We start from the raw sequence: 25,279 nt of genomic DNA, 5'->3' as shown, positions 1-25,279 counted from the left end.
TGGATAACTTGTTAAATTATTTTCACTCATAGTTTTCTGTTACCTTTTAAAAATTTTCACACCAATGCTGTTGTTCCAATGAGCTTTGTTTTTTCAAGTGCAGATGCAAATGCAATTAATTCTGCGTCTCGTCCTTTCGCCGCCATAAACTGAACACCCACAGGTAGGCATCCCATCCCAACTTTTGTTGGAACAGAAATAGCAGGAATGCCCGTCAAATTGGCTGGAATAGTAAAGACATCATAGAGATATTCTTTGAGAGGATCGTGAGAGTTTTCACCAAATTTAAAAGCACTTGTTGGTGCTGTTGGCATATAAATAAAATCTAATTTTTCAAAAACTGAAGCAAATTCTTTTGCCATCATATCCCGAACAGCAAGTGCACGTCCATAAAATGCATCATAATAACCAGCACTCAATGCAAAAGTTCCTAACATAATTCTACGCTTAACTTCAGCACCAAACCCTTCCGAACGAGATTTACTATATAGATCATTAAGGTCTTCAGTTCCTTCTGCGCGATGACCAAAGCGGATTCCATCATATCGCGATAAGTTACTAGACGCTTCAGCACAAGCAATCACATAATAAACACTCAGAGTGTGTTCTAAGGATGGAATTTCGATATCGACGAACTCAACTCCATATTTTTTCAGATTTTCTTCTAGAGATTGAAACTCTTGCAATACATTGTCATCTAAACCAGCCTTTAAAAGGCTGCGAATAACCCCAATTTTTTTTCCTTTTAAAGTATATTTTTCTATTTGAGATTCGTAACAGCCTCTTAAAGAAGTTGAATCTAATGGGTCTTCATGTGCAATAACTTTTAAAACAAGATCTAAATCTTCAACCGATCTCGCAAAAGGAGAAATTTGATCGAGACTCGAACCAAATGCCACCAATCCATAACGAGAAACACGACCATAAGTTGGTTTAAAACCATAAATTCCACAAAATGCCGCAGGTTCGCGCACACTGCCACCCGTGTCAGACCCTAAAGTGATCGGAGCAAAACCAGCAGCACATGCAACTGAAGATCCTCCACTTGATCCTCCACTCACACGCTTAGGGTCATGTGGATTGCGCACCACACCATGAGAGCTGTGTTCATTCGCTGATCCCATAGCAAACTCATCCATATTTGCGCTGCCAATGATAATTGCTCCTGCATTTTCTAAAGATTCAATAACCGTTGCATTGAATTGCCCTCGATAACCTTTTAGCATTTTCGAAGCACATTCCACTGGAAAATCAACTTTTTGAATATTTTCTTTTATAACAATTGGCACTCCATAAAGCATTTGATGTGCTTCTGGCTTTTTAGCTTCTAATTCTTTTGCACGTAAAAGTGCATATTCTTTTTGCAAACTGGTTATTGCATTCAATTCAGGATTGATTCTTTCAATATGCTCAAATAATTGTTCTAGATATTGACTTGGTTTTCTTTCTCCAGAACAAAATGTTTTCACCAATGACATTGCTGTATGTTCTTTCAATTCATTAACATATACAGAAGAAAATTGATTTTTATAACTCATAATTTATTCTCTTATCATTAAGTTGAAGAAGCTAAAATTGCTGGAACTCTTACAAAAACACCTTCTCTATCTGGCGATTGAGCAAGAAAATCATGTGTGGCAATTGAATTTTTTGCTTCATCGGAACACATACGAGAAAGAGAGTCATCTGCTCCTATCCCTTTAGCCATACCCAAAGCAGAACGAGCATCGCCTAGAAGCTCTTTAGGTAATGGAACTTGCGAAAGAGCATTAAAAGCTTGAATAATTTTAGCAAGTTCTTTTTGATATTGAGTTATTTCATCTTCCGACAGATGCAACCGACTCAGTTCAGCAATACGTTTTACGGATTCACGAGAAAAATCTGTTGTCATAAATGAAAAATCCTTTCAAAGCTATCCAATAGACAATTTGCTAAACTAATCTGACAAGGGCATTGAATCAACTAACAAATGCATTTATGGATAAAGCGACGCGTAAAAATGGAGACTCTCATGAGAATTGCAATTTCAGGACATAGCGGATGCGGTAATACAACAGCGACAACAAATGTCGGTAAAGCCCTTCAGCTCAAAATAGTAAACTATACTTTCCGCGATTTGGCGCGTGATTTATCCTTAAATTTTGAAGATATTCATAAAGAAGCGAGTACAAATCTTATTTATGATTATTTAACAGACTTAACCTTAATTCGTAATGCAATATCTAATGAAAATATTGTGGTTGGAACTCGCCTTGCGGCTTGGTTAATGGATGCGGAATTACGCATTTGGTTACATGCTCCACTTGAAATCCGTGCCACACGTATCAATCGCAGAGAGTCCGAAAAAGAATCCAGTTATGAGCAGGTTCTTTATAAAACTCTCAAGCGTGATGAGCAAAACAGAAAAAGATATTTAAGACTTTATGGTCTTGATATTGATGATCACAGCGACTTTGACGTAACAATCAACACCGAAAAACTCACCGCAGATCAAGTTTCAAGCCTTATTGTTGCAGCCGCAAAGTGGGCTAAAAAAAGTCAATTGGAACGAACAAACTTACACCTTTCGCGTATTCAAGAAATTATTGCAGAAAACTTACAACTTCCTATAGAAGCCGTTCAAGATCCTAAATATCCTATTGATATCAGAGAAGTTTATAAAAGACTTAAAAAGGTCAAATGATCAATTTGACCTTTTCTCTTTTAGGACAATCACATCTGAAACAGGTCGAGGAACTCCTTCACAAAATCCTCTCCATGATCCACTTACATTCATTTTCAATCCATCTGCAATCATATTAGCTGAACTTCCACCATCTAAATTAATGGCATCATCACAATTAAGTTTATTTACTAAATATTGAGATAATTCTACTAAAGTCATGCCAAATGAAGTTCTTTTACGACCATCTACTAAAACAAGCGCCCAATTTTTTTCAGCTTCATTTAAGGATCCATCATCATTTAATTTTCCTTTTCTAAAACATAAAGCTGTTCTTGGATGTTTTTTTCCAAAAAAGTCCACATCTAGATATTGAACAAGATTGCGAACAGTGCGATTGGAATCGACAAAGGGATTGCGAGGATGCCCAAAAGTGTGTACAATTGCTGATTTATTATTAATAACAAGCGCTTGCACCTTACCACGAATAAAAGTCATATCGTTGAAAGTGTGAGCGATTTCATTTCTTTCATTATAGAATTTAAAATCACTTTTTAATCTTTCTCCTACTTTAAGTCGTCTAAAATCTAACTTAATCAATTCATTCTCAATATAATTCCTACTTACAGACACAACAAAGCCATTTTTAGGAATAAAATTATTACCATTGTCATTTATATCTGTAATAATGTCATTCTCTACTATAACTTCAAGCCCACCTTCTGGAGTTCTTGTTCTTTCAGAAAATGTATCAAAATAAATAACAACATTGTGAGAACGCCTTTTAGGTTCAATATTTTTTTCTAAATAATCAGTGCTACCAGATTGCAAAATTGTATCAGAACGAAAAACATTTATTTTAGGCGAAGACATAATATATGACGAACCTAAATTATTAAATCCATTTAATATAGAAGTACCATCCGCAAAGAGTACATCCCAAATAACTTTAACTCTATCAATTTTATATTCACCTTTATCGTTCCAACCAACAACATCTGTAAAGTTATCTTCTGAAGAGTACCATTTATCATTTATCTTTAATATTCCAATTGGTAGAGTTACTACTCCATCTTTAGGATACTCATTTGTCTCACTACATGTTGAAATCATTTTTGTATTAAAAATACTAAAATGATTATTTATATCTTCTTTATTCAAATTATTATCTTGATAATGAACAAAGTTTCCATTATGCCAGTATTCAAAAAATCCGCCCGTAATTCCAGCAATATTTTTATCATCTTGCTTCAAAAGATCAAGAATAGTAAGAGCTCCATTGTTAAAAATATTTTTATCATTGCTATTACTGCTTGATCCTGATGTAAAATTTTTAGTTTCAATTGCAAGTTGAACTTGAGAAGGATTGAAATCAATCACATTCACATTTGAATGATCTTTAATACCAAATAATTTTTTATATTTAATTAACTGCTTAGTTTCTATATTAAGAAAATTTTTCTCAATATATTCTAAACGATTGTCAATCCAATTCATCATTTTATTTAAATCATAAGTTGTAAATTTGCTACCAGATCGTGAAGACCAACGTTTAAACTCTCGTGCATACGCTCCATTTTCTTCTAAGTGGGTAAATAAATTATTTAAATGATTTTTTAAGCGAATATTATTAAAATGATTTTCACTTGTTCTTTTATTTTCGAGCCAATATTTATTAAAATTATTCCTAAATAAAATATGTTCACTATTTGTTCGTGTGTAACAAGTCAATAGACTTGCCTGATTTTCAATAGATACATTATAAGTCAATTTTGTATTGATTGCTTTATTATTGTAAATTTCTTTATAGTTACTATAATCAATATCAAAAGCACCGTCTTTCATCCAACCTACAGCGCCCAAAGACATATCAAGATCCCATGGAATATAATAAATTTTAAAATCTTGTGAAAATAATTCGTTGGTATTCCAAATTGAGTTTTTACTTAAAGCAGGATAGACCGCTAAATGCACATTATTTGTTATATTATCGAGAGCTTGTGTTGCTAAAATAGTTGACAGGTATGCTTGACTATAGTTTTTATCAAAGAACTGTATGAAATTTGGATTGCAAATAACATTTCTATTTGCAAAAGAAGCCAATCCTGCTCCATTTTTATGTAGTTTTGAAACACTAAATAAATCTCCTTTTTTACCTAGTAACGCATCTCTCAAAACATCTTCATTGTTCTTTTTTATAGAATAAACATTCTGATTATTCATTTCAAACATATTAAATAAGTTCTCAGAGTCATTTTTAAAAACTAAATCCGATGGATTGACAGTATTCATGAGGGCATACACACCGTAGTATTCGCCTTCAATAAAAACATCTATATAGGACATATTTATATTTTCGTGAATTGAGTTCCCAGCAATTTGCCTGTTAAATAGATCGTGACCAAATTTTTCACGAATCATTGAAGAATCTAAATATGATGAATATAAACTGTATTCATTTGATTTTGAATAAACGTTAAATTTCTCTTTAAATATTTTAGATAGATCATTATCTCCATATAATGCAAAGGACTGTTTTGGATTTTTTAAACTCCCTTTTCCTCGTGTGTTCATTTTAATTTTAGCTTGTAAGTTTTCAGTTGAAAGACCATCTGTAAAAGTTAAAATATTATCATTTATTATAGGATGATTTTGAATACTATTCTTTTGTATTTCAAAAATAGGTAATTTTGAAAATGTTAAAAGAAATCTTTTAACTTCAAATGACTCAAAATTTTTCTTAATAATAATTGAAATATCAGTTGGAACATTATTATTATACACAGATAAAATATCTGAAATTTTTATTAAATTATTTGCCATAAGAGTGTTATTGATATATATTTCATATCCTTCCTCAAATTGAAAAATAACTTCTTCTTTATTATTTTCTAATTCATTTTGCTTATTTATACCCTGAACAATAATAAAACCATTTTTATTATCGACAAAAACCTTTCTATTTAAAGAATCAACTGATTTAACATAAGTAAGATCTCTATTTATAAATATTTTTTCTTTTTCAATATTTCTACATGATATATTTATAATTACTAATAAAAACCAAAAAACAATACATGATTTATAATTTAAATTCATTAATTCACCTGAAAGATAAAAATTTTTAACAAAAAAATAACTATTTTTATAAAATAAAAAATAGTCTACAAATTTATATTATTTTAAATCAATTATTTATAACAAATCCCTTTCTATCCCTTTTTTTTAAAAATAACTTGAAACAAATGAAGTCATATAAGAAAATTCTTATAATATCGAGTTAATTCAATTAATAGACAAAATCAAGGAAACAGGCAGATTTATAAAAATAAAAATCCATCTATTATTTTAAAGTATATTATAAATAATATAAATTATATTTTTTAATTATTTTTTGTTTTTTTAAAAAAAAATTAATACTATATATTAAAAATATCAATTTTAAATAATTTATTGCTATTTAAATAATGCAAAATAATTTAAATCACTTTGTATTATTTAAATACTTTAATGTATAAATACTATGGTAATCAATATTTTTATCAAATGCTTTACTTTCGATCAACATATTTGCAAACTCACGCCAACGCACATCTGTCATAATTCCCATACCGTACAACTCTGCATCGCCGCCCGAAATAATTTTTTCGTTTATGAACTTTTGATGAGCAAACTGCAACAACTCATCTGTCATTTCTGGATTTGCATTTTTTATAAGTTCATTCCCAAGGGTTGGATTTTCTAAATAGCTTTTCCATCCCTCAAGAGTTGCATTAACAAAATTTTGAACAATTTTAGGGTGTTTTTCTTCAAACTTTTTTGTGGTGGTTAAAAGTTCTCCATAACCTGAAAATCCATAATCAGACAATAATATTGCGACAGGTTTAAACCCAAAGTTTTTTTCTATTAAATATGGTTCTGAAGTTAGGATTCCCTCTTGAATTGAATTTTTATCTTGCAAAAAAGGTGTCAAAGAATGCGAATATGATTTCTTTTGACTCTCTTTATAGCCATATTTTCCTTCTAAAAAACCCCATATAGAAGCAGCTGTAGGAGCAGAAATAAAGATTGGCTTATTTTTCATATTTTCTAATGTATCATTCCCCACATTTGGGTGAGCTAACAAAACTTGAATATCTTTCTGAAATATCGCAGCCACACTAATAATAGGAAGTTTTTGTTTTGCTGCACTCATCATAATATATGATGCTGGCACATAAAACTGCACTTCATCTGCTAATAAAAGTTGAATCCCATTTACCTGGGGACCTCCCATTTTTATTTTGACATTGAGACCATATTTTTCATAGATTCCTTCAGCAACAGCCTGATAAAAGCCTCCATGCTCTGCTTGCGCAAACCAATCTGTACCAAGCACCAAAGGAAAATAATCATTATTTTCCTTAGAATTTATGGTTCCATGATTTTTCTTTCCTAAAACATAAAAAATCATTACCGCTAAAATTACGAGCAAAATAAAATATGGTATAGTTCTGAATTCTTTCTTAATTTGATTTCTCATCTACACTATCCTATGGAATTGATGTTGTGCTTTATCAAACACTTCTAAATACGAGATCACATGTGGACTTTATCAAATTAGACAACGTGAGTAAAATGTTTCAAAATCTCACAGTTTTAAAAAAAGTTTCAATGGAAATTCATAAAGGGGAATTTATTGGAATTTTAGGACCCTCTGGCTGTGGAAAATCTACCTTACTGACACTTCTTTCTGGCCTTGAAAAAATATCTTCGGGTGTTTTACATAACAATTCAACAAAAGGTAAATCTGCTTTTGTTTTTCAAGATTCTTGTTTGATGCCATGGAAGACACTTGAACAAAATATAGCAATACCATTAGAAATTCTAAATTTATCTCGACAAGAAATTGAAGAAAAAGTTAATAAATATTTAAAGATTTTAGATCTATATAAATTTAGAAAAAATTACCCAAGAGAGCTCTCCGGAGGAATGAAAATGCGTGCATCAATTGCACGTGCACTCGTAACCGATCCTGAAGTCATACTTATGGATGAACCATTTGCGTCTCTCGATCAAATATTACGAGAAAGACTTGTCGATGAAATCTATGAAATATATTTAAGGAAAAATTTAACGGGTATATTTGTTACACACAATATTGCAGAAGCCGTCTTTTTATGTAACCGTATTTATATTTTTTCATTTCATCCAGGACAAATTATTGGTCAAATTCAAATTAATAAAAGCAATATGGACATGAAAAAATACAGAAATTCAGATGTTTTTCATCAAACATGTGTTAAAATTAGAACAATTTTGGAAAACTCAAATGAATAGAACAAAAATTAATTTAACTTCATTTTTATACCCTCTTTTATTTTTAATTTTTATTTTGTTATTCTGGGAATTTTTAATTATTTATTTTAAGATACCCAAATATTTTCTCCCCTCTCCTTCCAATGTCCTCAATGCATTCATTTTGAATATTAAAACTTTTCTAATAGCAACATTAGTTACCTTAAGCATTACATTTCTTGCCATTACTCTTTCAATCATTTCTGGAGTTTTAATTGCAATAGGAGTATTCCAATATAAAATACTTGATAAAACCATTTCGCCCTATATTGTTATTTTACAAACGACTCCAATTGTTTCAATTATTCCTCTACTCATTATTTGGTTTAAAAGTAATACATTCATTACCTTGGTTATTTGTGCATGGATAGCCTGTATTTTTCCAATTATTTCAAACACCCTCATTGGTTTAAAAAGCACCGATAAATCATTAATAAAAATTTTCAGAATATACGGAGCTTCTCAAACTTTTATGCTTAAAAAATTATATATTCCTTCGGCTCTTCCCTACTTTTTAAGTGGATTGAAAATATCAGGAGCATTGGCATTAATAGGTGGAATCTCCGCAGAGTTTATTGCAGGAACGGGAGGGAGAGCATCAGGTATTGCTTATATTCTTTTAATGGCCGGCTATAATTTAGAAACAGATAAATTATTTGCAGCTCTCTTTATTATTACAGTACTTGGAATTTTTATTTACAGTCTATTCAATTTTATTTCTTATTTATTATTAAAACAATGGCATGATAGTTCAACAAATTTTTAAAATTATAGAACTGCAGAAAGAGAGCAGAGCAAATAATGCGCAGTTCTTGTTTTTTGCACATCCGCAGTGTGACGTTGATTTGATTTTATAAAGCAAGTGAAAGAATATGTATCTTCTTCATTTTCTATTTCAACGAATTTCCAAGAGTATTTATCAAGAATTTTTTTAGCTGATTCAATATTTGATAAGCTTTTCTTTTTAAATGCCATTGCTAAATAAAATCCTTCCTTTTTTTGATCTTCTGACTCCGAATGGATTTCATCTTTATTGCCACACTCTGCTAAAACAATGTCTGAATTGAATTTTTTTAAAGTCGCTAAAGCCATTTGTAATGCTAAATCATGTGAAGCTTTATTTTCTAGCAAAACTATATTATCTGGAAGCTGAAGAATTTCTTTTCTTACTCTATTATTATTTGCAACAATTGCTCCTACAAAATAAGTAGAATTTTCATTTAATGAACTCAACTCTTTACTTAAATAGCCTGCACAGGTACTTTCGGAAAATGCAATATTTAACCTTAATTTATTAAGCCGCTCTAAAATATAATTGGGAACTTTTTTATCTTCACTGTATAAAATATTATTTACAAATGCTTTTTCAACAGCAGATTGATAATCTTGATTTAAAAAATTTTCGCATTCAAATTTTTGAGATTTAGAAGTAGGAAAAAGAGTCACACCATAAGAAACATAATAAGGATGAGCCTGATAAGAAATCACAGAATTAGGGAAGCGGGCAATAAGCAATTTTTCAGCAACCTCAATTGCTGTTTGCATAAATGATTCGCCCATTAAAAAAACTTGCCAATTTTTTGAAACAGGCATAGCTGTTTCATCATATAAATTTGGTAAGACAGAATTTAAAAACATAGGCTCCATCTCATATGGCACACCTGGTAAAGAATAAATTTTAATTGTTTTACCAAATTTTTTGCCCGTGGTACAAAAACCAGCAGCAGTTCCTAATTTATTTGGAATAAGTTCACAGCCTTCTGGTAAAAATGCTTGTTTTTTATTGCTTTCAGGAATAGATTCTCTGCCAGCTTTGACAAAAAATGCTGCACAAGCAGCCCAAGCCTCATCATTAAATTTAACAGGAATATCAAAAAAATGTGCAACAACCTCTGCGGTGAGATCATCTGATGTGGGGCCTAGACCTCCAGTCATTAAAATAACATCACATCTTTCTGCCAGATAATTTAAACAATCAATGAGATCTTCTTCTAAATCTGAACACATCATGGAAGCTTTAACCGAAACACCAATACGTCTTAAATGCATTCCCATGAATGGCCCATTAGTATCTTTCGTTTTTGCAGAAAGGACTTCATTGCCAGTTATTAAAAACCCTGCAGATTTCATATCAACACCTCAGAATATTATTTTTTATGCTCAAAGCATTTTTAAATTAAATATATTTTACTTTAAACACTCCCAAACTTCCTTCGTCAAATCAAAATTCCAAAATCCACCATTATTTTTCATGCGCGTTTCTAACATTTTATTTGAAAGAAGATAGCTTATATTTTTTGCAGAGTTTTCGACAGAAATTTTACCACTCGGATTCATATCTGTTTTGACACTTCCTGGATGCAAACTTAGGATACATATTTTTTTATTTTGATTTTGAAATTGTAAAGCAACATTTTTTGCAAATTGAATAACTGACCTTTTTGACATTCGATAAGCTGCATAAGAGTATGTATCATAAGAATCATGCCCCATGAGACTTGAGACAAATGCTATAGTCGAACATGAACTCATTAATTGCATAAATTTATTATTTGCTTCAATCAAACCAAAAACATTTGCTTCATATATTTTATGAATTTCAGTGTAATTAACATCAAGAGAGTCAGCTCCACTATCTAATGAAAATACGCCTGCGTTGTGCACAATTAAATTTAGCTCAATAGAGTTTTTTTTCAAAAAATTTGATAAATAAGAAATAGAATTTGGTTTTGTTACGTCAAGATATAATGAGTCAAATATATTTGTATTTTCATATAAAACTTTCGAACGAGCCGTTGGAATAACTGCAAAGTCTTCTTGACTCAATTGTTTCACCAATGCATTGCCAATCCCCCTTGAAGCACCCGTTACAAGAGCAACACCGTTTGAACAGTTATTTGCAACATCTTTTATCCAATGTTTTAATTTATCCGATATTTTATTTTCTGGATCAAATATATCGATCTCTTTATTATTTACAAAAAGTTTAGGTGTCATATGACATCCAGATTTTTCTAACATGGCACTCACACCACAGTATTTTGTAAAACTTAAAAAAACAGCATTTGCAACTTTTTCAACATTAAGTTCTTTACCATTTACATAATAATTAATATTGCACTTTTCAAATACTTTGGGATGGACTGTCGTTTGTTCTGCATCACATTCAACTATCAATTCTTCGAGAGGTTGCCGCATTTTCTGCAATGTACTGATAACATCAACCGAAGTGCATGAAGCCATACCTTGTAACACGAGCTCTTTTGGATTTGGAGCAATTTTAACTGCATCCCCATTTTTTACTGATATTTGTATTTTTTCACCTTCATCACACTCCGCATAAAATTCCCAATTGTGCGGATACTCTTTTCCTTGCCAAATAGTTTTAATCTTCATTTAAGTTTTCCTTTTATTATATATAATATTTCATTAAAAACTAAATAATTATTTTTCCAAATTGTATGACACTTTTAATTCTTAAGTTTTTAGAATCAAGGACAACTAGATCAGCATCAAATTCTGGCAAGAGTCTGCCTTTTTTCAAAATACTCTTTTTGCTGCCATCAATTCCTAAGCACTCAGCTGCATTTGTAGAAGTCATTGGCAGGGCCTCTTCTAATGTAACTAATTTTTGAGTTACTATATTTTTAAATGCTTCATAAACAGAAATAGCAGAACCTGCTAAAGTTCCATCTGCATTTATATATTTTCCATCTTTTACAAAAATTTCTTTTTCATTTATATAAAATCTTTTCATATCTGTACCAAAAGGGGCCATGGTATCAGACACTAAAATGAATTTTTTATTATTCTTAACTTTAAATGCAAGTTTTAGAGATTCAAAACTAACATGTTGGCCATCCGCAATAATTCCACACCAAGAATCATCATGTAAAAGAGAAGCTCCCACAACACCTGGTTCACGACTTCCAAATTGACTGCATGCATTAAATAAATGGGTCACACCTTTAACGCCTTGTTTAAAAGCCTCATTCATTTGTGCAAAAGTTGCATTGGTATGACCAGCAAATAATATTACTTTTTTTTGCCTGAAAGCCTTAAGAATTGATTTTTCAATTACCTCTGGAGCAAGGGTAATAAGTGTCACAGCATTTTTTACAGAAGTCATTAACTGAATTTCATCAATTGTAGGCGTTCTTATATATTGTTTAGAGTGAATCCCATTTTTTTCTTTATTAATAAAAGGGCCTTCAAAATGAATGCCAAGAATTCCTGGTAAGAATTTTTTGACACAATCTTTAATCGTTAACACTGCCTGTGATATTTTCAGAAAATCATCGGTTATTAATGTTGGTAAATATGAAGTAACTCCATGGATAATATGAGCACGAGAAATTTTTAAAAGAGCATTTTCTGTTGGTGTTTCGTTAAAAAAACAACCTCCTCCACCATTTAATTGGATATCTATAAATCCTGGGACTACAATATTCCCTTTTAAGTCAAATACTGTTTTAATATTTTTATTTGGTTGTCGAGAAGTGAGATCTTTAATTTTTCCATCAGAAATTATTATATTCTTTTGTTTGACAAAAGAAATCCCATCAAAAACCCGTGCGTTTTTAAGGCAAATCATGAATAACCTCTTATGATACTACAATCAAAATTTAGCTCTGATTGTATTTTTCTCTTATCATAAGAAGAGCTCCATCGCACGCGTCTCCTCTGGGAAGAACCAAACGCTTTTTAATATTCGGTTTTAATAAAGAAACAATAAATTGTGAAACCCCTCCTACAAAAGAGCAAGGGAGTTTTATTTTTGAATCATTTTCAAACTTATCCAATGCAAAAAATATTTTTTCAATATGAGTTGCAGCATTATTTAGAAGATAAAGAGCAATTGTATCTTTTTGCTCTGCAAATTTAAAAACATCTCTTGCAATTTCTGCATATTTTGTTGCATTTGCATAACATGCCCATTCCGTCACACTTTCTGCACTGCCGCCTAATTTCTGTTTGACGTGTTGCAAAAGCAGAGAGTCGATTCCTCTTCCATCGCAAAGATGAAGAGTTTTTCGAATGGTTTCGAGACCAAGCCAAGCCGCTCCCCCTTCATCACCATGAGGAAAGCCCCAACCTCCCACTTGATATTTTCCTTTTTTAGCATATTTAAGACCAACAACTCCTGTTCCACATATAATAATCGATCCATAATTACCTGAATGAGCACCTAGACAAGCTACAAATGCGTCGGATTGAATTTCACAATGCGTAAAACCTAAATTCTTTTGCTTGGCTAAAAACTCTTCACGAACAGATTGAACCTCATAGCCTGCTAACCCCATACCAACATGAAAATGTACATCTTTCGATTTATGAACATCATTTAAATCTGCTGCATAAATAGCTTGCTCAAATGCATTTGATATTGATGAGATTGCAACGTCAACAGACAAACGAATGTTGGCTGGCCCAGCCCACCCCTCTCCAAGAACCTTTCCATCTTCTGACTCTAAACGAATATGGGTTTTCGTTCCCCCTCCGTCTACTCCAATGAAAAAGTTCCTAAGCATTTTTACTCTTTTTCCTCAACTTTTCGGTCATTCAATTTCTGGATAGGTCTAGCGTTCATATGAAATATTTTAGAAAATCTTTCTAATTGCTTAGGGGATACCTCAATTGGCTTTTTTAAAAGAATCCAATTTACGATTTCTGAGCAAGGAGGAGTGGTCAATGAGCCTGAATAATTATAATACCCAGTATCTTGAGGAAAAATGTCTATTCCATTAAACTTTGCTTCAACCTTTGTTTCACTGTCACTCTTCTCAGGTAGGTTATCAAACAAAGCTTCAAATGCTTTATTTTTATTACCTTTCTTCATTAGAACCCCAACCACTGCAAGGTTTCCATCTTCTTTTTTATGGACAAAATGCACTTCCATTTCTGAACGTTTGCCATCTAAAGCATGCTCACTCGGCGTATGGAAGTGAAACTGTAAAAGCTCATACACATCATGATTTATGGTTAATTTACTCCCTTTTTCATAATTAACTTGAATTGTATGACCATTGTTCAAAATATTTAAAGGAGTGCTAAAATAGGCGAAACTGAGAACGGGTATTTCATCATTTTTTTTACTTTCCTTAGACTTAACATCAACGGGAGATTGTTTTTTACCAGCTATACAAGATTGAAATTCATGTTTTAATGTTCCCCATTTTGCTGGACCTGTAGCACCCTCATAACTCCAGTGTACGGCTTTGTCAGCATTGGCCATGAGTTGTGAAAAAGCTTTATTTTCAATTGTAAAAAAGAAAAATAAACTTGAAATGATTATAGAGGTTTCAAACCTTATACCCATCAGCGCTATCCCTCCTCACTTAAAAATTTGTCTTCAGTTAATATAAAATATAGTCTACAAATGTTCATTCTAGGATGCAAACAGGCTCACATGCTAGAAAGTTTCACTGAAAGGACAATCATGACAAAGTATTGGGCAAAGAAGTTTAAAAATATCATACTAACAGGTATGCCGGGCTCAGGAAAAACAGCCTTCGGAAAAATCTATGCTCACGTTAGTGAAAGATTATTTTTAGATTTCGATGCTTTCATAGAGTCCACTACAAAAAAGTCTATTACACAATTATTCGAAATTGAAGGTGAAGATGGTTTTAGAAATCTTGAAGAAAAGATTTTACATAAGCTTGAACGTAGGCATAATTTTGTTATCGCAATGGGAGGAGGAACTCTCCTTAAACCTGATAATTTAAACTATGCACGTCGCTTAGGGCTTATTGTAACACTTAAAACTCCTCTTGAAATCATTAGCAAACGCATTTTTGAAATAAAAGAAACTCGCCCACTTTTTATAAATTGTAAAACAATTGAAGACGTGCAAGAAAAAGTAAATATTCTTTGGGATGAAAGAAAAGACGCTTATGAACAATCTGATGTCGTTATAGAAACAGCATATAATTCTATAGATACTTTAAAAATGCACCTTTCTTTAATTGAAAGACGTGCAGATAACAGAGAGTATATGCAAGAAGTGTATAATATAATTAATAAAAAATTAAAACAGTCCAATCGTTGGGTAGAAAAAGATGAAGTTATTCCTGAAAAAATTTCAGATTTATAAATTCTCAGAATTATTAAAAATATTATTATTTATACTTTTTACACGATCTTGATAAAATTATAATTACTTCTTAATCTCTGTCTGAATTTGCCAACAAACAATACCACCACTACTCCCTCTCAAATAATGAATTTTAAATTTTTTTAACTTCGTTGCTAGCCTTGATCATAATTGATCTGTTACCTTTGTTCTCAACATGTTTCCTCTCATAAGTTAGACTTCGTAATCCAACTTTTGCAGGCAACCTCCCAAAAATCTAGTTTTCTATAGAAGTTGAAAGCTACCCTAATGTCTTTAAATTTATATTTAAAATCTTCAGAACCAATAAAGAATCTATGAAAATATATCCATATGCTTTTTAAAGGCTTACAATAAAATATTCAGAAAAAATAGATATGAATCTCCATATCTATTTATAATTTTTACAGCAAAATATTCTATCTTTTCTTCACAATTGATTATATGAAAGCCTGGATCATTTGATTTTTTGTATTTAAAAGCTGCTCACCACGGCTAATCCAACAGCTTATAATATATGAAATATTAAAAATATTTTTCATCCTAGATGGATAAAGTAAATTATCAAATTTAATTGATCATTTTTATTCAATTAAAAAATTATTTTTTAAAAAAATCAGTAAAAAAAACTAATTTTAATATTTATTTAATGTCAATATTAAAGAAAAAATTCTTGACGATTTTTGAAAGTTCATCTATATTTTTTTTGATGATGGAATTTTCTTAAGTATTTATACCATCATATTTTAAAGCCTTACCCCTTTAAAAATAATAAATTTATTTACATATAAATTTTCCAACTAATACTTAATATGAAAGGTTTTTGATGTATAATAAATTAATAAAAAATACTATTTTTTTCACTACACTCTTTTGTTTAAATGCCAATGCATCACCTGTAGATGAGATTAGTAATTATGAACAAAATACAAAGTATAATAATGATACAAAACATTATGTGTATTCAGAGACAGCTCATAGTTACTTTAATAATCAAGGAGAGTATACTCATTTAATCGAAATCCCCATCTATGAAGACATCTCATTTTCTTCTAAAATGAGTGATAATTTTTCAATGCCAAAATTTACAGTCATTCGAATGTCTGAGGCATCAGCATATCACGTAGGACAAACTCATGGTGATATAGATAAAAGCATACCTATTGTATTATATTTAAGAAATGGAAATGGTGAAATCATTTCATCCAGTAGTGGAATGAGTATAAAAATGCAAAAAAATTATGTTTTAATATCGATAGACTCTAAAGAAAGTGCATATAATATCGGAAAAATATTATATAATACACGTTATTATATGCTAGGTGCTACATCCACTGTTCATAGTGAATTTTTAATTAGTAAGAACCATCTTACATCTATTACAAATGAAAATGTGGCTTCAGTTATCAAAGAAACTAAATTATTTACAAACAAAGAACTTACTGTGAAGATTCAATTTGTTAAAGCTAATTCTGATTCCCCTTTTTCAGGATACTTTCTTAACAAGTCACTACACAAATATCAACCAGATATAGATCTTTATAATAATAATGAAATGCAAATTAATGCAAAACCTGAAAATCTCTAAAAGCAAAATATATGTTTATAATTTTTAGTTAAAAATTTGGTATTTATAGGTAAGAAATGAATTGCTCCAATATGTTAAAAAAATTTTATTTACTTTTAATTTTATTATATTTAATTTGTAAGGTGCTTCTTGCAATACCAAGTTTCTTAGCCACTAAGCTTAAATTCATTTTCTCTGCATAAAATGTTTTCAGATAAGTCCTTAATAGGATTTCACACATTTCTTTAAATGAAAATAATTTTCCTTCTTGATTTTTAATAGGAATTTGCAAAGTATCTTTATCAATTATTAATTCATTATAACGCAAATCTTTTTCTTTCGATTTTTCTAAAATTCTTTCAGGAATACCCATTGGAGATAAAACTTTTTTATTTTGATGCTCTGTCATAGCTCTTAAACAGTTGCGCAACTCACGAACATTGCCTTCATCCCAAGGTAATTGGCATAGTACATTCATTGCTGTTTGTTCAATTTTATAGGGACCACCTCGCATTTTTTTACAAAAAAATGAAATGAGATCTGGAATTTCATTTTTTCTCTCTCTTAATGATTTTAATAATATTTCAGTTTCACAAAGTCGCTGCCAGAGATCGTTACGAAATTCTCCTTTTTCAACTTGTTTACCTAATGGAATATTTGATGCCGCAATAAATCGAACATTTATTTTCCTCGGAGTTGATTCTCCAATTCGAGTGACCTCTTGATTTTCAAGCACTCTTAAAAGTGCCACTTGAGCATTTGTCGAGAGACTTGCAACTTCATCTAAAAAAAGCCAGCCACCATGCGCATCTTCTAACAAACCTGATTTATGTGTATTTGCGCCCGTAAAAGCGCCTTTAACATGACCAAACAACACACTTTCTAATAAACTCTGCGAAATACTCCCACAATTTACCTTTATAAAAGGCATATCTTTTACAAAATAAGAAAATAAATCAGCAACTATTTCTTTGCCTGTACCAGACTCTCCTTCAACATAGACTGATGTGATTGCTGAATTTATTATTTGCGGAATACGGTAATATATTTTTCTTACAGTTGCGCCAGCAAAGCTATGCAAAAAATCATGCTGGCATTCTTTCTTTTGCTGAAAAACATCAGATATTCCTCTTTTTAAAAATGCTGATTTACGAATAGACAAAATTTTATCGACAATATTATCCATTTTAAATTTTTTAGAAAGAAATTCATCCGCTCCAGCTTTTAAGCTTTGTAAAATAGATTCTGGATCATCTAAATTTGAACTCATAAGTACAATAATTTCAGGATGTAATTTTCTTAATTCAGAGACAATTGATATTCCGTCTTGCTGATCCTTTTCAGATAGATAAATATCAAGAATTGCAAAATCTATTTTCTTTATTTTCTGGATCATCTTTTTAAACTCTAATAAATTGATGACAGAGATAATATTAAAAGAAATATTTTTTTTATTTGTTTGAATTTTACGAGCAAAACTTTTTAATTCAAGTGGATCATCATCAAGATGGATTAAAATAAATTCTTCTGCTGTCATTACATTTTGGAATAGAGTGTTCATTTTTTTCTCACACAAATAAAGGTACTTTTTTATGAAAAAGAACCTCCATTTCTAGTCCATATGAGTCAAAATCTTATTATCATATTTTTTTAAAATAATTTCCAATTATTTTCTCTAAGAAAATTTTTTGAACTTTGTAGGTTTGTCCACTGAACAACTACCACATCCAGATGAACATCCTTGTGATTTCTCAAGTACATTCTTTTTTTTGGGCCACCATTTGTAAATAAGAAACAGTGCCGCAACAATAACAATTGATATAACAATAATTTCTTGAAGCACGATGAATTCCTTTTTTACAATTTATCTAATTAAATATTGAGTCACATGAAAAACAATAAATGAACATAAATAAGCTAAACCAAACATATAAGTAAACATAACAGTTGGCCAAACCCATGAATTGGTTTCACGTTTTGCAACGGCAAGAGTCGGTGCACATTGAGGTGCAAAAATATACCATGTTAAAAATGAGAGAGCAGTTGGCAATGTCCAAGCATTTACAAGCATTGTTTTCAAACCTTCTGCAACAGCATCTTCGCTTCCGCTAATTGCATAGACTGTACCAAGTGCAGCGACAGCAACTTCACGTGCAGCCATTCCAGGAATAAGAGCAATTGCAATCTGCCAATTGAATCCTATAGGAGCAAGAAAAGGCTCGAAAAAATGACCTATCATTCCTGCAAAAGTATAGTCAATATCAGGCAAAGTTGCACCTTCAGGCGCACTGGGGAAGGTACTTAAAAACCAGATAACCACCATCAAAGCAAGAATAAGTGTTCCAGCTTTACTAAGAAAGAGCTTTGCACGTGTTGTTAGACCCAAAAATAGATTTTTAATACTTGGCAATTTATATGTTGGAAGTTCCATAAGCAATGGGTGAACATTCCCTTTAATAAAAAATCTTTTTAGTATAAAAGCAACAACTAAAGCGGAAATTATTCCAATAACATACAGACCAAACATAACTAAACCTTGCAAATTTGCAAAACCCAAAATAGTTTTAGACGGAATAAAGGCTGCAATTATGAGTGTATAAACCGGTAAGCGAGCTGAACAAGTCATAAGAGGTGCAATGAGAATTGTGATGATACGATCTTTTTTACTTTCAATTGTTCTGGTTGACATAATACCTGGAATAGCGCAGCCAAAACTAGATAAAAGAGGAATAAAGGCGCGCCCATGCAGGCCAACACCCCCCATAAGTTTATCCATTAAAAAAGCAGCACGTGCCATATATCCAGTGTCTTCAAGTAAAAGTAAAAAGAAAAACAATGACAAAATTTGTGGTAAAAATACCAATACACTGCCCACACCCGCAATAATTCCATCTGAAATTAAACTGCGTAAAATTCCATCTGGCAAATATTCTGTAATTAAACCTTGTAGGGCAGCAAAAGAAGACTCAATTAATCCATTTGGATATTCTGATAGTGTAAATACAGCTTGGAATACTAAAAACAAAATAGCAAGAAGAGTGACCAAACCAAAAACGGGATGTAATAAAAACGCATCGAGCCTTTTTGTCCACTCAGAGGCAAAGCCTTGCTTTCTATTTGCAACACATAAAATACGCTCAACTTCTTTGTGGTAGGAGCGAACTTCTATTGCATTTGGTTCAGTCCAAACACATTTTAAATGAGAAGAATTATTTTGGTTATTCGTCGTTTCTACGCTGCTATTTTCAGTAATAAACTTTCCGACCTCTTGTTCCACAGCAGCAACAAGCTCGTTAATACCATTTTTACGAATAGCAACCGTAGGAATTACAGGCACACCCAATTCATTTGAGAGGAGTTTAATGTCAATATCATACCCTCGCTTGCGTGCAACATCCATCATATTTAATGCTAAAACAATGGGCTTACCTACTTTTTTAAGTTCAAGAACAAGCCTTAAACCGAGGTGAAGATTTGTTGCATCGGCAACACATATAATTGCGTCTGGTATGCTTTCATTCGCAAATTTTCCTAAAACTACGTCACGCGTCACTTCTTCATCTGGACTACGTGCTCTTAAACTATAAGTTCCTGGTAAATCTACAACTTTAACTTTTTTACCTTTAGGACTAAGATAAGCTCCCTCCTTTTTTTCAACAGTAACGCCTGCATAATTTGCAACTTTTTGGCGACTGCCCGTTAAAGCATTAAAGAGAGCTGTTTTCCCACAGTTTGGATTGCCAACTAAAGCAATACGCGTTTGAGTTAAAATATTTACTTGAGATGACATTTTAAGAGATCTTTCTTACTAAAATTGCTTGAGCTTCTTTACGACGCAATGCAACTAATGAACAAACGCGAATGAGAACGGCAATTGGATCTTTTCCAATCATTCCTTCATGCTCTAAAGTAACTTCAGTGCCTTCCACAAAACCCATTTCTAAGAGCCTTTTTTCTAGTTCACCCGCAGGAAGTGCGCTTTCAGAATCTAATTGTTTTTCACTAATGAGAACAACTTCACCTCTTTCTCCTTTTTTTAAGTCGCATAAAGAAAAGAAATTTTGAGGAGCAGCTAGATCGTTGCAGCTTTTCAGACCAAGATCGACAGCATGAGCTGCAGCCGTTTTTACTTGCATTGAGGAAACCTCTAATAATTTGATATTATATGAAATTAATGGTATTTTCCGGACTTTGGAAACAACCAGCACAACTTATGCTAGCACTCATGATAACGATTATCAATATCGGAAGGTGGATATATAAGCGACATTATAGGTGAGAAATTAACGATTATTATTCATTTTTCTTTCGAGTGGCAATATCTACCCAGACTGCTAATAATAAAATACTCCCCTTAACTATGTACTGCCATGTGACTTCAATGTTCATAAGACTCATACCATTGTCTAAACTAGCCATAACTAATGCACCAATGATTGCCCCAAATATGGTTCCAACCCCACCCATTGTGCTTGTCCCACCAATGATAGCTGCCGAAATTGCATCGAGTTCAAAGTTTTGTCCAGCAGAGGTAGTTGCCGCGTTCAATCGCGCTGTTAAAATAATTCCTGCAACAGCTGCAAGAGTTCCCATTAAAATGAAAACACTCAAAGTTCTTTTCTTAATATTTATTCCTGAAAGTTTTGCTGCTTCAAGATTTCCTCCCATTGCATATAAATGTCTTCCAAAAATTGTATTATTTGTTACTATATGGAAAATAATTCCTAAAATGAATACCAATAAAACTGCGTAAGGAATTCCCATATAAAAAGCCATCACTAAAAAAAACGCCGCAATGGAAATTGAAAATAAAACTATACTTACAAATTCTAAAGATTTTGGTAGGACAGTAAAACCATATTTTATTCTTGCATTTCTTTTCTTAATTCTCATCATAATAAAAGCGGAGATGCAAATGAATGATAATAATATTGTTAAATCATTGAATGGAGGCTGTTCTCCAATAGTAAAACTATTTGAAAATAAAGAAGTGAAACCAAGAACAGGATTGCCAAGTTCATCAAGCACAATTTTTCCAGAAGAATCTATTTGAGTAACTTGCGAAAAAATAATGGAAGGTAGATATCCTTGCCCAATAAGTTTAAAAGAATCACTCATTGGGCCAATTGTTCGGCCATCTGTAATACCCAAAATTGCACCACGGAAGGCAATCATACTTGCTAACGTAACAATAAAAGCAGGGATTTTTCTATAAGCCACCCAGTATCCTTGCCACACCCCAATTAGCGCACCTAAAGCGAGGGCTGTTAGTATCGTGGGTACAGCTGGCCAATTATAATTGACTTGCAAAATTGCTGCCGCAGCACCAATGAATCCAGCAACTGAACCAACAGATAAATCAAGATGACCTGCCACTAAAATCATAGTCATTCCGATTGCTAAAACGCCCACTGTAGAGCTTTGTAAAAATAAATTTGATAAATTTCTTGGTGAAAGAAAAAGAGAGCCGGTTAAAAATGTAAATACCAACCATATTACAAATAAAGCAATTAACATTGTATATTGGCGAATATTTTTCTTAAACGAAAATAATATGATTTCCCAAAATTCTGATTTTTTTAAATCTGAATTTAAATTTTCTACTGAACTTTGTTTTAGCAAATTCATAAAATCAAATTTTCTCCTTTTAAATATCCAGTTGCATATTGCATTATTTTTTCTTGCGACGCATTTTTGTAAAGTATTTCACCTGCAATACTTCCTTCATGCATTATTAATATACGATCACTCACCCCCAATACTTCTTGTAATTCAGATGAAATCATTAAAACACAGACTCCTTTTTCAACTAATTCATTCATGATTTTATATATTTCAAACTTTGCCCCCACATCAATTCCACGGGTTGGTTCATCTAAAATTAAAACTTTTGGATGAGTCATTAGCCACTTTGAAAGAACTACTTTTTGTTGATTTCCACCACTTAAATTTCCAGTTTTCTCTTCTATTGATTTGGCTTTTATCCTAAGTTCATTAACATATTTATAACTCGCAGAAATCTCTTTATTCTCATTTACAATTCCAAAATTTGAGATTTTTTCTATACTTGAAAGAGTCGTGTTTTCTTTGATATCCATTCCGAGTATAAGTCCATACCTTTTACGATCCTCAGAAACCAAGGCAATTCCTTCCTGAATTGCATCTTTTTCTGAAACAATTTGAAGTTTCTTACCGTTTAAATAAATCTCTCCATTTGTTACTTTACCCCAAGCTCCAAATAAACTCATTACAAGTTCTGTTCTTCCAGCCCCCATTAATCCTGCAATTCCTAAAATTTCTCCTTGATGCAAAACAAAATTTACATTATTTACAACTTTTTGGCCTGTATTAGGGTTTTCTACAGTCCAATTTTTAACTACGAAAATTGGACTACCTAATTTCTTTTCAATTCTAGGATATATTTGAGTCAGCTCTCTTCCAACCATTTTAGCTATTAACTTATCTTCATTAATTTCAATTGTTTTATTAGTCACTACTGTTTTGCCATCGCGCAATATTGTCACACGATCTGAAATTTTAAAAACCTCCTTTAATCTGTGGGAAATATAAATACATGTTTTTCCTTTATTTCTAAGTTCTTTAATTATTTCTAAAAGATTATCTGCTTCTTTTTCAGTTAAAGCAGCCGTTGGTTCATCTAAAATTAAAATATTCGCATTCTTTGCGATTGCTTTTGCAATTTCAACCAACTGCTGCTCACCAATTCCTAATTGTGAAACTTTATCAGTTGGATTTATTTTTAAATTAACTTCCTCTAATATTTTTTTTGCTTGGCAATATGATTTTTCCCAATCAATGAATATATTTTTTGTATATTCATGCCCTAAAAAAATATTTTCGCAAACAGTCATTTCCTTAACAAGCGCTAACTCTTGATAGATAATTGAAATACCAGCATTCTCGCTATCCCGAGTTCCTTTAAATGATTGTAACACTCCATCAACAAATAATTCTCCTTCAAAACTACCCGAAGGATATAATCCGCTCACTATTTTCATAAGTGTTGATTTACCTGCTCCATTTTCTCCACATAGAGCATGTATCTCCCCTTTTTTAACCGAAAAATTCACCGACGAAAGCGCTTGCACTACACCAAATTTTTTCCCAATATTTTTCATTTCAAGTGCAGAACAAATCAAAAAATCCTCCTTAAAATAAATTCAATAAAAAACTGAATTATTTTTACTTTGCTTTAAACTTATAAACATCTTCTTTTTTAAAAAATCCAGATTCAATAAATTCTTTATCAATATTGTACTTATCAACAATAATTGGTTCCATAAAAATTGAAGGAACATTTTTCTTACCATTTGCAGAATAAAATTTCGTTTTAATAGGTTTATTTTCGGCAATATCTTTTGCAGTTTGAATAACAAGCTCTGACAATTTATTTTGATCTTTATAAATTGTCATTGACTGCGTTCCTGCAATAATTCTTTGTGCTGCAGTTAATTCGGAATCTTGACCTGTTACATAAACTTTCCCGGCTAGTTTTTGCGAAGCCAAGGCTTGGATAATTCCCCCCGCAGTATTATCATTTGGTGCAAGAACGGCATTTATATTATTTTTATTCGCCGTCAATGAGTTTTCCATCAGACGCTGAGCAACACTGGGCTGCCAGTCTTGTATGTTTTGTTCCATAACTATTTTTACATCACCTTTTTTAACAAGAGGTTCTATATGTTTCATTGCAGCTTCATGTAATATTTTAGAATTATTATCTGTTGGAGCTCCTAAAAAGACAACATAATTTCCTTTTGGAACATTTTTTGCGAGATATTGCCCTTGCAACTCGCCAATTTTAGAATTGTCAAATGAAATATAGAGGTCAAGATCTGAATTTAAAATCAGTCTATCAAGAGATATAACTTTTATTCCCGCCTTATGCGCTTTATCAATGAGTGTTCCTGCGGCTGCAGCATCTTGAGGAGCAATGATTAGAACATTCACTTTTTGTGAAAGTAAGTTTTCAACTTGAGCCGCTTGGACAGAGGCATCTTGGTCAGAAACTTGCATTAATATTTTTACCCCAAGTTTTTTTGCTGCCGTTTCTAAACCCTGTTTATAGCGTACCCACGCAACATCTCTTTGGGTCGGTAAAGATATTCCAACACGAATTTCATTACCAAATGCATTTATTGATAATAATGAAGAAAAAGCAATTCCCATAGATGAAAAACGAACAAATAACCTACGCGTCATGCTGCTCATAAAAACTCCTTTAATTTAGATCTATTACACATTGAGACCTCATAATAATTACAGAATAAATATAAAAAGTCAAAATACTAAAAATAGATTGGAAATAAATTAAATTAAAATTTATTAATTATTGTTTTTTTTATAAAATATTCTCATTTTTTATATTTAAATTATTATAATTTATTTTTATTTATTTAAACAATATAAAAATTAATTAAATTTTATATTTATAAAAATAATATAATTTAGATAAACACAAGCGAACGTGCCGCTATCGATAACTATTCTTTATCATAGAGCAACAAAAATTATTATAACTATAAGCAGTTTATACGAAGTTAAGAAGCGTTTAAAAGAGGAGGAAATACAACTTTTT

General features: G+C 31.6%; 21 protein-coding genes. 5 read left to right on the top strand and 16 right to left on the bottom strand.

The window, feature by feature from the left end; genetic code table 11:
* Window positions 1-56: 56 nt before the first annotated feature.
* Entirely contained in the window at window positions 57-1,538 is a 1,482-nt protein-coding gene (gene gatA / locus GCL57_RS04785) for an Asp-tRNA(Asn)/Glu-tRNA(Gln) amidotransferase subunit GatA (RefSeq protein WP_152212141.1), read from the bottom strand.
* 17 nt (window positions 1,539-1,555) lie between these two features.
* A complete protein-coding gene (locus GCL57_RS04780) occupies window positions 1,556-1,891 on the bottom strand; it encodes an Asp-tRNA(Asn)/Glu-tRNA(Gln) amidotransferase subunit GatC (protein WP_152212140.1) in 336 nt (111 codons plus the stop codon).
* 120 nt (window positions 1,892-2,011) lie between these two features.
* On the opposite strand from GCL57_RS04780, the gene cmk reads away from it, so the two are divergent.
* A complete protein-coding gene (gene cmk, locus GCL57_RS04775) occupies window positions 2,012-2,683 on the top strand; it encodes a (d)CMP kinase (RefSeq protein WP_161597601.1) in 672 nt (223 codons plus the stop codon).
* Here the strand turns inward: cmk and GCL57_RS04770 are convergent, their stop codons facing one another.
* Both GCL57_RS04770 and GCL57_RS04765 read right to left on the bottom strand, forming a co-directional pair.
* Window positions 2,684-5,761, bottom strand: a complete 3,078-nt coding sequence (locus GCL57_RS04770; RefSeq protein ID WP_152212138.1) for a phosphodiester glycosidase family protein — start codon at window positions 5,759-5,761, stop codon at window positions 2,684-2,686.
* 385 nt (window positions 5,762-6,146) lie between these two features.
* On the bottom strand, window positions 6,147-7,184 hold the full coding sequence (locus GCL57_RS04765; protein WP_152212137.1) for an ABC transporter substrate-binding protein: 1,038 nt from the start codon (window positions 7,182-7,184) through the stop codon (window positions 6,147-6,149).
* A gap of 95 nt (window positions 7,185-7,279) precedes the next feature.
* On the opposite strand from GCL57_RS04765, the gene GCL57_RS04760 reads away from it, so the two are divergent.
* Complete coding sequence (locus GCL57_RS04760; RefSeq protein WP_152212136.1) at window positions 7,280-7,981, top strand: ABC transporter ATP-binding protein; 702 nt, start codon at window positions 7,280-7,282, stop codon at window positions 7,979-7,981.
* Window positions 7,974-8,765, top strand: coding sequence for an ABC transporter permease (locus tag GCL57_RS04755; RefSeq protein WP_161597600.1), 792 nt, complete (start codon window positions 7,974-7,976; stop codon window positions 8,763-8,765). Before GCL57_RS04760 ends, GCL57_RS04755 begins: the two co-directional genes overlap by 8 nt.
* A gap of 2 nt (window positions 8,766-8,767) precedes the next feature.
* Here the strand turns inward: GCL57_RS04755 and GCL57_RS04750 are convergent, their stop codons facing one another.
* The 5 genes from GCL57_RS04750 to GCL57_RS04730 are packed head-to-tail and all read right to left on the bottom strand — an operon-like array spanning window position 8,768 to window position 14,318.
* Entirely contained in the window at window positions 8,768-10,129 is a 1,362-nt protein-coding gene (locus tag GCL57_RS04750) for a molybdopterin-binding protein (protein WP_152212134.1), read from the bottom strand.
* A gap of 57 nt (window positions 10,130-10,186) precedes the next feature.
* A complete protein-coding gene (locus GCL57_RS04745; protein WP_152212133.1) occupies window positions 10,187-11,395 on the bottom strand; it encodes an SDR family NAD(P)-dependent oxidoreductase in 1,209 nt (402 codons plus the stop codon).
* Between the two features lie 40 nt (window positions 11,396-11,435).
* Window positions 11,436-12,593 (bottom strand): N-acetylglucosamine-6-phosphate deacetylase, encoded by a 1,158-nt coding sequence (gene nagA, locus GCL57_RS04740; RefSeq protein WP_152212132.1) that lies wholly within the window; start codon window positions 12,591-12,593, stop codon window positions 11,436-11,438.
* Between the two features lie 31 nt (window positions 12,594-12,624).
* The gene (locus tag GCL57_RS04735; protein ID WP_152212131.1) at window positions 12,625-13,530 is read right to left on the bottom strand and encodes a glucosamine kinase nucleotide-binding domain-containing protein; all 906 of its coding nucleotides are present in this window, start codon (window positions 13,528-13,530) and stop codon (window positions 12,625-12,627) included.
* Window positions 13,531-13,532: 2 nt separating this feature from the next.
* The gene (locus GCL57_RS04730) at window positions 13,533-14,318 is read right to left on the bottom strand and encodes a carbonic anhydrase (RefSeq protein WP_152212130.1); all 786 of its coding nucleotides are present in this window, start codon (window positions 14,316-14,318) and stop codon (window positions 13,533-13,535) included.
* 120 nt (window positions 14,319-14,438) lie between these two features.
* On the opposite strand from GCL57_RS04730, the gene GCL57_RS04725 reads away from it, so the two are divergent.
* Together GCL57_RS04725 and GCL57_RS04720 are read left to right on the top strand one after the other, a co-directional pair.
* Complete coding sequence (locus GCL57_RS04725) at window positions 14,439-15,095, top strand: shikimate kinase (protein ID WP_161597599.1); 657 nt, start codon at window positions 14,439-14,441, stop codon at window positions 15,093-15,095.
* An 844-nt stretch (window positions 15,096-15,939) separates the two neighbouring features.
* Complete coding sequence (locus GCL57_RS04720) at window positions 15,940-16,701, top strand: hypothetical protein (RefSeq protein WP_152212128.1); 762 nt, start codon at window positions 15,940-15,942, stop codon at window positions 16,699-16,701.
* A gap of 85 nt (window positions 16,702-16,786) precedes the next feature.
* Here the strand turns inward: GCL57_RS04720 and GCL57_RS04715 are convergent, their stop codons facing one another.
* From GCL57_RS04715 to GCL57_RS04685, 7 genes are all read right to left on the bottom strand, one after another.
* On the bottom strand, window positions 16,787-18,241 hold the full coding sequence (locus GCL57_RS04715; protein WP_152212127.1) for a sigma-54-dependent transcriptional regulator: 1,455 nt from the start codon (window positions 18,239-18,241) through the stop codon (window positions 16,787-16,789).
* A 114-nt stretch (window positions 18,242-18,355) separates the two neighbouring features.
* Window positions 18,356-18,523 carry a FeoB-associated Cys-rich membrane protein gene (locus GCL57_RS04710; protein ID WP_211363220.1) on the bottom strand — a complete coding sequence of 56 codons (168 nt, stop codon included), beginning with the start codon at window positions 18,521-18,523 and terminating at the stop codon, window positions 18,356-18,358.
* A 21-nt stretch (window positions 18,524-18,544) separates the two neighbouring features.
* A complete protein-coding gene (feoB, locus tag GCL57_RS04705; RefSeq protein ID WP_152212125.1) occupies window positions 18,545-20,470 on the bottom strand; it encodes a ferrous iron transport protein B in 1,926 nt (641 codons plus the stop codon).
* A 1-nt stretch (window position 20,471) separates the two neighbouring features.
* Window positions 20,472-20,816: a FeoA family protein gene (locus GCL57_RS04700; protein ID WP_152212124.1), complete on the bottom strand. Its 345-nt coding sequence runs from the start codon at window positions 20,814-20,816 to the stop codon at window positions 20,472-20,474.
* Between the two features lie 157 nt (window positions 20,817-20,973).
* Complete coding sequence (locus GCL57_RS04695) at window positions 20,974-22,308, bottom strand: sugar ABC transporter permease (RefSeq protein ID WP_152212123.1); 1,335 nt, start codon at window positions 22,306-22,308, stop codon at window positions 20,974-20,976.
* Window positions 22,305-23,819, bottom strand: coding sequence for a xylose ABC transporter ATP-binding protein (locus GCL57_RS04690; RefSeq protein ID WP_152212523.1), 1,515 nt, complete (start codon window positions 23,817-23,819; stop codon window positions 22,305-22,307). Before GCL57_RS04690 ends, GCL57_RS04695 begins: the two co-directional genes overlap by 4 nt.
* 64 nt (window positions 23,820-23,883) lie before the next feature.
* Window positions 23,884-24,912, bottom strand: coding sequence for a sugar ABC transporter substrate-binding protein (locus GCL57_RS04685; RefSeq protein ID WP_152212122.1), 1,029 nt, complete (start codon window positions 24,910-24,912; stop codon window positions 23,884-23,886).
* Window positions 24,913-25,279: the final 367 nt, after the last annotated feature.

This window comes from Fluviispira multicolorata (assembly GCF_009208585.1).
Lineage (GTDB): Bacteria > Bdellovibrionota_B > Oligoflexia > Silvanigrellales > Silvanigrellaceae > Silvanigrella > Silvanigrella multicolorata.
This window is presented reverse-complemented; position numbering and strand designations above follow the sequence as displayed.

Coding starts and splice junctions, on each gene's coding strand:
- GCL57_RS04770 (WP_152212138.1), bottom strand. CDS start 5,761: ATGAATTTAAATTATAAATCATGTATTGTTTTTTGGTTTTTATTAGTA.
- GCL57_RS04720 (WP_152212128.1), top strand. CDS start 15,940: ATGTATAATAAATTAATAAAAAATACTATTTTTTTCACTACACTCTTT.
- GCL57_RS04765 (WP_152212137.1), bottom strand. CDS start 7,184: ATGAGAAATCAAATTAAGAAAGAATTCAGAACTATACCATATTTTATT.
- GCL57_RS04685 (WP_152212122.1), bottom strand. CDS start 24,912: ATGAGCAGCATGACGCGTAGGTTATTTGTTCGTTTTTCATCTATGGGA.
- GCL57_RS04700 (WP_152212124.1), bottom strand. CDS start 20,816: ATGCAAGTAAAAACGGCTGCAGCTCATGCTGTCGATCTTGGTCTGAAA.
- GCL57_RS04735 (WP_152212131.1), bottom strand. CDS start 13,530: ATGCTTAGGAACTTTTTCATTGGAGTAGACGGAGGGGGAACGAAAACC.
- GCL57_RS04690 (WP_152212523.1), bottom strand. CDS start 23,819: ATGAAAAATATTGGGAAAAAATTTGGTGTAGTGCAAGCGCTTTCGTCG.
- GCL57_RS04760 (WP_152212136.1), top strand. CDS start 7,280: ATGTTTCAAAATCTCACAGTTTTAAAAAAAGTTTCAATGGAAATTCAT.
- nagA (WP_152212132.1), bottom strand. CDS start 12,593: ATGATTTGCCTTAAAAACGCACGGGTTTTTGATGGGATTTCTTTTGTC.
- GCL57_RS04750 (WP_152212134.1), bottom strand. CDS start 10,129: ATGAAATCTGCAGGGTTTTTAATAACTGGCAATGAAGTCCTTTCTGCA.
- GCL57_RS04725 (WP_161597599.1), top strand. CDS start 14,439: ATGACAAAGTATTGGGCAAAGAAGTTTAAAAATATCATACTAACAGGT.
- GCL57_RS04755 (WP_161597600.1), top strand. CDS start 7,974: ATGAATAGAACAAAAATTAATTTAACTTCATTTTTATACCCTCTTTTA.
- GCL57_RS04745 (WP_152212133.1), bottom strand. CDS start 11,395: ATGAAGATTAAAACTATTTGGCAAGGAAAAGAGTATCCGCACAATTGG.
- gatA (WP_152212141.1), bottom strand. CDS start 1,538: ATGAGTTATAAAAATCAATTTTCTTCTGTATATGTTAATGAATTGAAA.
- GCL57_RS04695 (WP_152212123.1), bottom strand. CDS start 22,308: ATGAATTTGCTAAAACAAAGTTCAGTAGAAAATTTAAATTCAGATTTA.
- GCL57_RS04730 (WP_152212130.1), bottom strand. CDS start 14,318: ATGGGTATAAGGTTTGAAACCTCTATAATCATTTCAAGTTTATTTTTC.
- feoB (WP_152212125.1), bottom strand. CDS start 20,470: ATGTCATCTCAAGTAAATATTTTAACTCAAACGCGTATTGCTTTAGTT.
- GCL57_RS04780 (WP_152212140.1), bottom strand. CDS start 1,891: ATGACAACAGATTTTTCTCGTGAATCCGTAAAACGTATTGCTGAACTG.
- GCL57_RS04715 (WP_152212127.1), bottom strand. CDS start 18,241: ATGAACACTCTATTCCAAAATGTAATGACAGCAGAAGAATTTATTTTA.
- cmk (WP_161597601.1), top strand. CDS start 2,012: ATGAGAATTGCAATTTCAGGACATAGCGGATGCGGTAATACAACAGCG.